The organism is Chelativorans petroleitrophicus (genome assembly GCF_025398195.1).
Taxonomy (GTDB): Bacteria; Pseudomonadota; Alphaproteobacteria; order Rhizobiales; family Rhizobiaceae; genus Chelativorans; species Chelativorans petroleitrophicus.
On the sequence record NZ_JAODNV010000036.1, the window covers coordinates 1 to 10,615 of the forward strand.

Consider the following 10,615-nt stretch of genomic DNA (forward strand, 5'->3'; position numbering starts at 1 on the left):
GCGCCATGGCGCAGGCCACTGCCACCTGGCCTGGTTTTGCGCCGCCGCGTGGCCGGATTTTGCACCGCCGTTGACACATATCCCGCATCACGGAATTATTTTTCTGTATTTTAGAATTCCTGGACTTGGTTCGGTGACACTTGCGTCGTTCATCTTGTGTGAAGGCAAACGATTGGATATTCCGGATTGTGGGAAATCGCGGATTCTCAGCTATGCCCAGAAGGAAAACACCGTCAAGCAAAGACAACCTCAAGTCGCTTCACAAGTTATCGACGATCCTTGACTGTTTCTCGACGGCGCATCGGGCGCTGTCGCTTGCGGACATTTGCCGAATGACGGGTTACCCGCGCAGCACAACTCATCGACTATTGGCCTCCATGAAGGAGGTGGGGCTGCTTGACCAGGATCGCGAACGCGAGCGCTATCGTCTGGGCATCAAGCTTTTCACCTATGGCAACATTGTTCTTGCCAACATGGATCTTTATCGAGAGGCGCGACCCTTCATCGACGCGCTTGGCCGCATGACCGGCCTTTCGGTGCATCTTGCGGTGTTCGGCGGTGAACGCGCGGTCGTTGTCCATCGGGCCGAACCTTTGCCCGGAGGCCATACACCGATCAACCTAGTAGAAAATGCGCCAATGCATTGCACCAGCATTGGCAAGGCCATACTTGCCTTTCAACCAGAGACGTTGGTGCAGCGCGTGATTGATGCCGGCTTGCAGCGTTTTACCGACACGACCATCACCGATGGCGATAAACTGCGCGACGAGCTCTCCCTGGTAAGGCAGCGTGGTTACGCAGTTGACAATTCCGAGCACCAACCGGGATTGCGTTGCGTGGGAGCTCCGATTCGCGACCAATTCGGCCGCGTTATTGCGAGCATCAGCGCCAATGCTGCCGCGCTACACTTGCCTCCTGACCGTGACGCTGCCGTGGCTGCAATCGTCATCCATCATGCGATGCAGATTTCCAAACATCTAGGCTATGAGGAAGACACTACGCAGTCGACTTGACACATCCGAAAAACTAGATGATGTTCCGGAATACGGGATTTGTTGCCCGAGGGGTGTGCCAGTTTCTGTGAGCATGCCAATGACTTCCATTGGGAGGAGAAGCCGGAATGAACAGATTCGTCGCCAGCCTAGCCGCCTTGCTGACGGTGGGCTCGATCGCCAGCGCGCAGGAGTACAAGATTCGCTTGCCGAACGTGGATCCGCCCCTATCCCACGTGGGCGACATGACTTATCCAAATCACACCTACGCCATGATGCGCACCTTTAAGGATTCACTGGAAGGACTGTCGGGCGGCCGCATCGCTGTCGAACTCTATCCGAGCGGAACACTTGGCGATCTGCGTGAAAACCTGGAGGCCGTACAGGCAGGAATTCTTGAAGCTGCAACACCCAACGAGGGCACAGTCTCTGGATTCTTCCCCAAAATCCAGCTGACCACCATTCCCTACGTGTTCCCGAACGCGGTGGTGGCGTGGGATGTGATGGATGGAGAATGGGGTCAGCAGCTTCTCAATGAGATGGCTGAGACAACCGGAATTCGTGCCATCGCGGTTGGAGAGAACGCCGGTTTCCGCATCTGGGCCAACAACATTCGCCCTGTCACCGAACCGAAAGACATGAGTGGTCTCAAGATCCGCACCATGGAGATCACGGCTCACCAGGAAATGGTCTCGAGCCTCGGCGCTCTGCCCACCGCCATTCCGTGGCTTGAAGTCTACAATGCACTTCAGACGGGTGTTGTCGACGGTGCCGAACTGCCGGTTATCGGTACGCTCCAGCAGAACCTGCAGGAGGTGCTCAAGTACGCCACGATCGATCAGCACGTTTACAGTCTCGTCTTCATCGTCGTGAACGAGGACTGGTATCAAGCGCTGCCGCCCGACCTTCGCGAAGCCATCACGATTGCCGGGCGCCAAGCTTCCGTTGCCGGTCGGGGTGTTTCGCAGACACTGGTCAGCGACGTGATCGATGAGTTCCGCAAGCGCGGCGTGGAAATCACGACCGCCAGCCCCGAGCAGATCGCTGCTTTCCGTGAGGCAGCTCAGCCCAAGGTCCTCGAATGGATGGAAAGCCAGTTCGGCGAAGAGGAAGTTAACAAGTTCCTCGACGCCGTCAAAGCTGCGGAAGCCAGGCTGGCTGCCAACTGACGCCCGAGTGGTTCCGGGGCGGGTTCGGGAGGATCCGCCCCATTTCCAATGGGCTAATCATATCAACAAGGTGGAGGGATGCGCATGGCTGTCTTCCTGAAGGCTGCCGACTTCTTGCTTGCGCTGGCCAAGCTGCTGACCATTCTAATCATGACCGCAATGGTGCTGTCGGTTCTGATCGGCATATTTTTTCGGTTCGTGATCCCAGTGCCCATGGCCTGGCCGCCCGAGGCTGCACGTTTCCTCATGGTTGCAGTGACGATGATTGCCTCGAGCATCGCCATTCGGCAGATGGACCACGTTGGCATAACCTTCATCGTTGATACCCTGCCGATGCGCCTGCGTGGCGTCATCTACATCGTTGGCAACCTGCTGATTGCTGCGTTCCTCGTCATCTTCATCTGGTACAGCTGGCGGATGACCATCGAGATGGGCCCGCGCCAGATTTCTTCGTCCCTCGGCATGAACATGGCTGTGGCCTATGTCGCCATGCCGCTTGGCGGCCTCATGATGCTGGTCCAGACGATCGCGGTCTCGATCGAAGGATGGCGGAGGGCGATACGGCAGCAGTCGCCTTTTGTACCGCCGACCTTGGTCAGCTGAACGCGTCCAGGAGTTCTTGATGGCACTTGTAGCGATAGTATTTGCCGTTCTGATGCTGATCGGCATTCCGATCGCCTTCGTGGTTGGGATCATTTCAGTCTGGCTCCTGTTCGATGCGGGAGGCTCGCAGTTCCTGCTGCTCGTCCCGCAGCGTGTCTTTGCTGGCCTCAACGTTTTCACGATCATGGCAATCCCATTCTTCTTCCTGGCTGCCGAGCTGATGACAGCATCGCGGGCCATCGAAGACATCGTCAAGCTCGCGGATGCGCTTGTCGGCTGGCTGCGTGGCGGACTCGCCCATGTGAACGTGATCGGCAGCGCACTCTTTTCGACCATGTCAGGTTCGGCCCTTGCGGACATTGCCACCCTTGGCTCAATCGAGATCACAGCGATGGAAAAGATGGGCTATGACAAACGCTTCGCGACTGCGCTCACCGTAGCCTCATCCATTATCGGCGCGATTATCCCGCCAAGCATCATCCTGATGCTTTATGCGTCGGTCGCCCAGGTTTCCGTGGCAGCCATATTTCTTGCCGCGATCGTTCCAGGGCTGCTGCTTACGGCGCTGCTGATGCTGGTGGTCGTTTTCCTGGCTCGCAAATATGACTTCCCACGACGCGAGACCAGGATCAGTCCCCGCGAATTTGTCTCCATAACTGTTAACGCCGCGCTTCCGCTGCTCATGCCCGTCATCATCCTTGGCGGCATCATGAGCGGTATCTTCACCGCCACGGAGGCCGCAGCCGTTGCGGTCGCCTATGTCCTTATCATTGGTCTTTTCATCAAGCGCACGCTCAAGTTCTCGGACATCCCCGGTTGCTTACTGCGAGCGGGCATAATGACCTCGACCGTCTTCATGGTATTAGCCACCGCGAATGTCTTTGGCTGGTTCATCGGCCTCGAGCGAATCCCCGAAAATATCGCCAAGTTCCTTATCAGCCTCGCTTCCGATCCAGTGATCCTGCTCCTCCTCATCATCGGCGTGCTTCTTGTTGTCGGTATGATCATGGATTCCGGCGCGGCACTCATCGTCATGGCACCGATACTGGCTCCGGTAGCCGTGAGCGGCGGCATTGACCCCGTCCATTTCGGCATTGTGATGGCACTGACGCTGGTCGTTGGTCTCACCACTCCGCCTGTGGGGCCATGTCTCTTCGCCGCCGCAAGCGTGAGCCGCCTCAAGATCGAGACGATCTGCGTTGCTATGCTGCCTTTCTACGCCGTGCAGGTGGTCTTTCTCCTCATCCTGGCGCTGGTGCCTGAGGTCTCGCTGGCGCTGCCGCGTTGGGCTGGTCTCATCAACTGAACTGAAATGCAGGTTTTGCCATGAAGAAACTGATTAACGACCCGCGCAATCTCGTCCGCGAGGTTCTCGAAAGCCTGGTCGATACGACACCCGGACTGGCTCTGCTCGAAACGGAGAACGTGCTCATCCGTTTGGACGATAGGCCCGCAGAACAGCGTCCAGTTGCTGTCCTTTCGGGTGGCGGCAGCGGCCACGAGCCCGGCCATGCAGGCTATGTGGGTGATGGCATGCTCTCCGCCGCCATCGCGGGCGATGTCTTCACGTCTCCAAGTGTGGATGCCGTGCTCGCCGGCATCAAGGCCGTGGCGGGTCCAAGGGGTGCGGTACTGATCGTCAAGAACTACACCGGGGACCGGTTGAACTTCGGACTGGCCGCTGAAATGGCCACCGCTCAGGGAATTCCCACGGAAGTCGTCGTTGTGGCCGATGATGTGGCGCTGCGCGATACTGTGGCACCGGAACGCCGCCGCGGCATTGCAGGCACGGTGCTCGTTCACAAGGTCGCAGGCGCCGCCGCATTACACGGCCATTCTATCGGTGAGGTTGCCGCGCTGGCCCGCGAAGCCGCCGAGGCTGTAGGCACCATGGGCGTCGCGCTTGGCCCATGCATCGTCCCTTCGGTTGGCAAGCCTGGCTTCACTCTTGGGGATGACGAGATCGAAATTGGTCTCGGCATCCACGGCGAGAAGGGTGTCGAGCGTATGAAGATGCAGCCAGCCGACATGCTGGTGGACCGTCTGGTCGATACCATCGTCGCAGACAAGGCCCTCAAGGCTGGCCAAAGAGTGGCCATTCTCGTCAACGGCCTCGGCGCAACTCCGCCCATCGAGCTCGCAGTAGTCGCGCGGCGAGCACTTGCACGGGCGCGCGAGCTTGGACTGTCAGTGGAGCGACTTTACACGGGGACCTATCTGTCGGCGCTCGACATGCCCGGCTGCTCGGTCAGCCTCCTCGCACTTAATGATCGGCTTCTGGATGCGCTCGATGCCCCCACTACTGCCCGCGGCTGGACCAGCGACGGTCGTATTGCCGACTGCCGCCGTCTGGTTCCGACGCCTTCCACCTTCAATGCCAGCTCATATTCGGAGCCTCGAGGTCCTCAGGCTGACGAAATCCACTCGGTGGCCCTTGCCGTTGCCGCGCGTCTGATGGCCGAGGAACCTCTCCTCGCAGATCTTGATAGTCAGGCGGGCGACGGCGACCTGGGAGCCAGTATGGCTCGAGGCGCAGAGGCGATCCGCGCCTTGCCACCGGAAGCGTTCAATACGCCGGCAAGTGCCTGCCGGGCCATTGCGGACGCCCTGCGCCGCGCGATTGCCGGCAGCTCCGGCCCATTTTATGCGGTAGGCCTGTTCCGCGCCGCAGCCGAGCTTGAGGGCAGGAATGCCGCCTGCGCGGAAGACTGGTGCCGGGCCTTTTCAGCGGCTGTCGCTTCCGTTGAGGAACTGGGAGGCGCCCGCGTCGGCAATCGCACGATGGTCGATGCTCTGCGTCCGGCGGCCGAGGCATGGGCCAAGGCGCTCAGCTCCGGCACCGATCCGGTAGAAGCCTTTGCAGCCGCTGCTTCTGCTGCACAGGCAGGTGCTGCGGCAACCGAAGACATGATAGCGACCCTTGGACGCGCCAGCTATCTCGGCGAACGCGTGAAGGGTGTGCAGGACGGTGGCGCAGTGGCCGTTTCCATTTGGCTGGACGCCATTCGACAGAGAATTTCTTCCCAAACGTGATTTGATCCCTGGTGGGGCCGTCTTCCGGCGGCCTCACTTCTGTTTCAGGATACGCAACGGGCTGCCCCTCTTGTCTGGAACCACGGAAGTTGGGGGTGGACCGCAATTCCCCCGCTTCCAGGAAACCTCGTGATGGGCCGGTCCCGCAGTGATCGTAAATCCGGCCCCAGCGAGTATCATCGCCGTTACTCTGACCACGAGGTGGTGCTCGTCCACGTCTTCCTTTGGTGCCGCCGCCTTTACCAGCTGTCTTTCGCGTCGCACCATCCCTTGTGGACACTGAATAACGCTCACCCGCATTCCCGCTTTATTGACACAAGTCCTACAATCCGGGATAACCAATTTGCGGTTGATGCGGTGGAAACGCAGCTTTCCGCGGGGTGTAGAGGCAGCTTTCTGGGAGGTTAAGAATGAAAGTGTGGAAAACTTTGGCGGGCGGAGCTCTGGCCATGGTCCTGTCGGTCGGGGCTGTCGTTGCCCAGTCCTATCCTGACCGTCCGATTACCCTGATTGTGCCGTGGGGCGCCGGTGGCGGTTCAGATGCGACTGCAAGAATTGTGGCACAGCTGCTCGAGGCGGAACTGGGCCAACCGATCAACGTCATCAATCGACCCGGCGGGGGGTCCGTGATCGGTCATACCGAGATCTCCACCGCAACGCCTGATGGCTATACGCTCGGCAATATCACCACCGAACTGTCAATGTTCCATTGGCTCGACCAAACCGAGCTATCCTACAAGGACTTTACTCCAATTGGGCTGTACAACGCCGATTTCGGAGGGTTCTTCGTGGCAGCCAACTCGCCTTACAAGACACTGCAGGACCTGGTTGATGCCATCCGTGCCGATTCTGGCTCGATTCCCGCCGGCGGCGCCAACACCGGCGGCGTAAACCATCTGTCGTACGCTGCACTCGTTCAGGCTGCAGGTGGCGACAAAGTGTTCTGGGTCCCCAGCGAAGGTGCTGCTCCTGCCTTGCAGTTGCTGACCTCTGGCGCCATCCAGGTTGCCGTCGTGCAGTTCCCGGAAGCCAAGGCACTGATGGACGCAGGCGAGATCCGCGCGCTCGCGACACTTGATACGAAGCGCAATCCGTCCTTTCCGGATGTGCCCACCGTAGCCGAGGCATCTGACGTCAATGTCTCAATGAGCGGCTGGCGCGGTCTGGCTGCTCCGAAGGGTCTACCAGACGACATAAGGGCCAAGCTCGTCGCCGCGCTGGAAAAGGTGGTAGCCAGCGACCAATACAGCGAGTTCATGGCCGCGCGCCAATTTAGCCCTGCTTGGGCTGGAGGCGACGACTTTACCACCTATCTTGCCGATCGCGATGCCTCATTCGGTGAAGCGCTGAAGGCGGTGGGGCTGGCGAAGTGATGGCCGGGGAGACTGAAACCGCCAACGCCGTCCCGGACGAGCTGGACACGCCACCACTCATTGATCTTGGGCTTGGAATCGGTTTCGTCGCCCTGGGTGCCGTACTCTGGTGCGGCACCCAAGGTTTCCCGGTATCGATACCCAATACCGTAATTGGGCCAGGCCTTGTACCGTCGGTCTGCGGGGCGGTATTCATGCTGGGCGGGGCAGCTCTGGCCATCCGCGCATTCATAAATGTTCGCGCGGGCAGGAAGGGCGTCGAGGCGGAAGACGAGGGGCCAGGATCGTTGATGTTTTCGGCGATCGTCCTGGGAGGCTTGCTGTTCACGTTTCTGGTCATGCCCTATCTCGGCTTCACGCTGACCACGGGCATTTACGCTTTTGCCGTCACGCTTGCCGGATGCACGAATGTCATGGGCGCAGCTCTGTCATCGGCGCTGATTACGGGAGCCACTTATACGCTCTTCCATATCCTTATGCGCGTGCCCTTGCCCACGGCAGGCCTGTTCTAGGAGGCTGCTCGATGGAGACATTTGCTCAGGCGGTCGCACTGGTCGCAACCCAGGAGGCGTTGCTTGCCATTGTGCTCTCGTGCATGTTCGGTCTCTTTGTCGGTGCAATCCCGGGTCTGACGGCGACAATGGCCACGGCTATCCTGGTCCCGTTCACCTTCTACATGTCACCCATCCCGGCCATAGCGACGGTCATTGCATGCACCGCCATGGCGATCGCTGCAGGCGACATACCGAGCGCTCTGTTGCGCATTCCCGGCACGCCTTCCTCAGCGGCATATACCGAGGAAGCTTATGCCATGACCAAGCAGGGACGTGGCAGCCAAGCTCTGGGAATTTCCATAGTCGCGTCCTGCATTGGTGGCTTGTTCGGCTTTGTGGTGCTGGCCATTACGGCGCCCATGCTTGCGAAGGCGGCACTGCGCTTTTCAAGCTTCGAGTATTTCTGGCTGGCCGTGCTTGGCCTGTCCTGCGCCAGCCTTATCTCGTCCGGCGGACCGCTCAAGGGTCTGCTCGCCCTTTTCCTTGGCCTTTCGGTGTCGACCATCGGCATGGATCCGCTGACCGGGACGCCGCGATTTACCTTCGGCACCGTCGACCTCATGGGAGGAATTTCTTTTGTCCCGGCCATGATCGGCCTGTTTGCTATCGGAGAGATGCTGAAATACAGGCCCGGAGCAACAGCGCTAACTGCGGCAGCGCAGGTTAAGAACCCCTACAAGGGGATTGGTGCCATTCTGCGCAAGTATCAGGTCAACCTATGGCGTGGCTCGGCTTTCGGTACCTTAATTGGAGCGTTACCGGGGGCAGGCGGTGATCTCGGAGCATGGATTTCCTACGCCATGGCCAAACGATTCTCCAAGACACCGGAAAAGTTTGGCAAGGGACATGAGGAAGGTCTGGTAGAGGCCGGTGCCTGCAACAACTCGGCCCTTTCGGCAGCGTGGATTCCCGCGATGGTGTTCGGCATTCCCGGTGATGCGGTCACGGCAATCGCCGTGGGAATTCTGTTCATGAAGGGCCTCAATCCCGGTCCTCAGCTGCTCACCCAAAACCCACAGAATTTTTATGCGGTGATGCTGATCTTCCTGATCGCCAACTTGTTGCTAATACCCCTCGGCTGGCTAGCAGTGCGGGCTGCAAACAAAATCTTCAGGATCTCACGGGCCTATCTCAACGGAGGCATCATCGTGTTCTCAGTGGTTGGCGCGTACGCGGCTGAGAACTCGGTTTTCGGCATTCTGGTGATGGGTCTTTTCGGAGCTTTGGCCTACGTGTTCCACCGCGCCCGCTTCCCTGTTGCCCCTATCATTCTGGGCATGGTCATGGGACCGATGCTCGAGCACAACTTCACAACTTCAATGATTATCTCGCAAGGCAATCCGCTTGGCTTCTTCAGCCGTCCGCTTGCGGCCACGCTGGGGGCGATTGTCATCCTACTTTGGATTAGCCCTCTCATCGTACGGCTGCTCAGGAGGCGGTCTCCAGCTCAGGCAGCGGGTCCATCAGTCTCCGAGTAATTGCCAAGGCGTGGCCAAAGTCCAAGGGCGGCGCTCAGGTGCCGCCCGTTTTTCTTCTCTGCCAAGGAAAGCGCTAGACGCGGTGAAGAGACAACAGCGTCTTGACCGGCGAACAATAACGGGCGACCCGAAGGCCGCCCGCCGATCAAACAGGCTGGAGACGAAGGCCTCAGATCAGACCATCAAGTGCCTCGTCAATGCGCTTCTTCTGCGCATCGCTGACCGACTCCATTGGAGCGCGTGGCGCGAACAGAGGTAGACCCTGCTGATGCTGGATGTATTTCACGCAGGCGGGCAAGTTGCCGTGGCTCATGGCATTCCACACCTTGTTGAGCTTTCTGTGGATCTCCAGTGCCTCTTCATGCCGGCCCTGTTCTGTGATGGTGAAAAGCCTCGACGTAATGCCCGGCAAGGCAGCGGTAAGAGCGGAAATGGCGCCATCCGCACCCAGCGCGAAAGCCGAATAAAGAAGGGCGTCGATACCGGAAAGCACGATGTTGTCGGAGTGTGCGCGCTGGACCAGATCGGAAACCGACTTCAGGTCCCCCGACGACTGCTTCATGCCGATGACACCTGGTACCTCTTCCATGATGCGTAGCATCAGATCAACCGACAGATAGTTCCACGGGATCACATTGTAGATGATCACCGGAACGCCAGTTTCCTCCCAGATGCGGCGAAAGTGCTCAACGGTGGCGTCTTCGCCAGGCTGGAAAAGGTAGTGGACCGGCGTGACCTGGAGCGCGTCAACCTGGAGGTCGGAAATCAGCTTTGTTCGCTCGATCGCCTCTCGAGTCGAGTTGACGATCAGGCCGGCGACGAATGGCACCCGACCGTCGACCGCCTCGGCGGTTGCCCGCATGGCGTCCACAAACTCTTCGGTGGATAGCGTATGCCCTTCACCGGTGGAGCCGCCGGCAACGACGCCGCTGGCACCAGCCTTGATAGTCCAGTCGATCTGCTCGGCAATGGCATCGGCTTTCAGCGCGCCATTGGCGTCAAACGGCATGGTGACGGGCGGCAGAATACCCCGCAACCTCTTCTTGAGTGCGGCCTTATCGATCTGTGGCAAGTGATCCTCCAATTCATGTCCAAGATTGACGCTTACATTATCCCTTATTCCGGGATGACATCTCAGAAATCGAGCCTATTAACCGACACCGGCAATGTCAAGCTTGAGAGCCGGAAAGGGCGGATTATCAGTGACTTTTAGCGATCGCCGCCGGGCGGAGGTTGAGATCGAACGGACTTTCAAGGTTCAGCACCTTCATGCCGGCTCTCGCGGCAACGACGGACCTGTCAAAGGCTAGAGCGGTTTAGTTCTTTTTGGGATCCGTGAACCGCGCCGGGTTTGCCGGAGGCTGATTTGGTTTAGTTACGCGGCCATGGCTTCAGTTTCCAGAGCCGCGTAGA

At 59.0% G+C, this 10,615-nt stretch carries 10 protein-coding genes; 9 read left to right on the forward strand and 1 reads right to left on the reverse strand.

What is annotated here, in order from left to right:
* From NYR54_RS18695 to NYR54_RS18735, 9 genes are all read left to right on the forward strand, one after another.
* Nucleotides 1-283: hypothetical protein (locus NYR54_RS18695; protein WP_261517220.1), on the forward strand; the 283-nt coding region annotated here is incomplete at its 5' end.
* Complete coding sequence (locus tag NYR54_RS18700; RefSeq protein WP_261517221.1) at nucleotides 213-1,013, forward strand: IclR family transcriptional regulator; 801 nt, start codon at nucleotides 213-215, stop codon at nucleotides 1,011-1,013. The genes NYR54_RS18695 and NYR54_RS18700, both read left to right, overlap by 71 nt.
* Nucleotides 1,014-1,120: 107 nt before the next feature.
* Nucleotides 1,121-2,161, forward strand: a complete 1,041-nt coding sequence (locus NYR54_RS18705) for a TRAP transporter substrate-binding protein (RefSeq protein WP_261517222.1) — start codon at nucleotides 1,121-1,123, stop codon at nucleotides 2,159-2,161.
* 84 nt (nucleotides 2,162-2,245) lie between these two features.
* Nucleotides 2,246-2,764: a TRAP transporter small permease gene (locus NYR54_RS18710; RefSeq protein ID WP_261517223.1), complete on the forward strand. Its 519-nt coding sequence runs from the start codon at nucleotides 2,246-2,248 to the stop codon at nucleotides 2,762-2,764.
* A 19-nt stretch (nucleotides 2,765-2,783) separates the two neighbouring features.
* Entirely contained in the window at nucleotides 2,784-4,070 is a 1,287-nt protein-coding gene (locus NYR54_RS18715) for a TRAP transporter large permease (RefSeq protein WP_261517224.1), read from the forward strand.
* 20 nt (nucleotides 4,071-4,090) lie between these two features.
* On the forward strand, nucleotides 4,091-5,797 hold the full coding sequence (locus tag NYR54_RS18720; protein ID WP_261517225.1) for a dihydroxyacetone kinase family protein: 1,707 nt from the start codon (nucleotides 4,091-4,093) through the stop codon (nucleotides 5,795-5,797).
* A 410-nt stretch (nucleotides 5,798-6,207) separates the two neighbouring features.
* The gene (locus tag NYR54_RS18725; protein WP_261517226.1) at nucleotides 6,208-7,170 is read left to right on the forward strand and encodes a tripartite tricarboxylate transporter substrate binding protein; all 963 of its coding nucleotides are present in this window, start codon (nucleotides 6,208-6,210) and stop codon (nucleotides 7,168-7,170) included.
* A complete protein-coding gene (locus NYR54_RS18730; protein WP_261517227.1) occupies nucleotides 7,170-7,682 on the forward strand; it encodes a tripartite tricarboxylate transporter TctB family protein in 513 nt (170 codons plus the stop codon). The genes NYR54_RS18725 and NYR54_RS18730 overlap by 1 nt, the downstream gene beginning before the upstream one ends.
* 11 nt (nucleotides 7,683-7,693) lie before the next feature.
* Entirely contained in the window at nucleotides 7,694-9,202 is a 1,509-nt protein-coding gene (locus NYR54_RS18735; RefSeq protein ID WP_261517228.1) for a tripartite tricarboxylate transporter permease, read from the forward strand.
* 169 nt (nucleotides 9,203-9,371) lie between these two features.
* Here the strand turns inward: NYR54_RS18735 and NYR54_RS18740 are convergent, their stop codons facing one another.
* Nucleotides 9,372-10,286, reverse strand: coding sequence for a dihydrodipicolinate synthase family protein (locus NYR54_RS18740; protein WP_261517229.1), 915 nt, complete (start codon nucleotides 10,284-10,286; stop codon nucleotides 9,372-9,374).
* Nucleotides 10,287-10,615 lie beyond the last annotated feature (329 nt).

Bases quoted from the DNA above. Each gene is read 5' to 3' on its own strand.
- NYR54_RS18700 (WP_261517221.1), top strand. From the start codon at position 213: ATGCCCAGAAGGAAAACACCGTCAAGCAAAGACAACCTCAAGTCGCTT.
- NYR54_RS18705 (WP_261517222.1), top strand. From the start codon at position 1,121: ATGAACAGATTCGTCGCCAGCCTAGCCGCCTTGCTGACGGTGGGCTCG.
- NYR54_RS18710 (WP_261517223.1), top strand. From the start codon at position 2,246: ATGGCTGTCTTCCTGAAGGCTGCCGACTTCTTGCTTGCGCTGGCCAAG.
- NYR54_RS18715 (WP_261517224.1), top strand. From the start codon at position 2,784: ATGGCACTTGTAGCGATAGTATTTGCCGTTCTGATGCTGATCGGCATT.
- NYR54_RS18720 (WP_261517225.1), top strand. From the start codon at position 4,091: ATGAAGAAACTGATTAACGACCCGCGCAATCTCGTCCGCGAGGTTCTC.
- NYR54_RS18725 (WP_261517226.1), top strand. From the start codon at position 6,208: ATGAAAGTGTGGAAAACTTTGGCGGGCGGAGCTCTGGCCATGGTCCTG.
- NYR54_RS18730 (WP_261517227.1), top strand. From the start codon at position 7,170: ATGGCCGGGGAGACTGAAACCGCCAACGCCGTCCCGGACGAGCTGGAC.
- NYR54_RS18735 (WP_261517228.1), top strand. From the start codon at position 7,694: ATGGAGACATTTGCTCAGGCGGTCGCACTGGTCGCAACCCAGGAGGCG.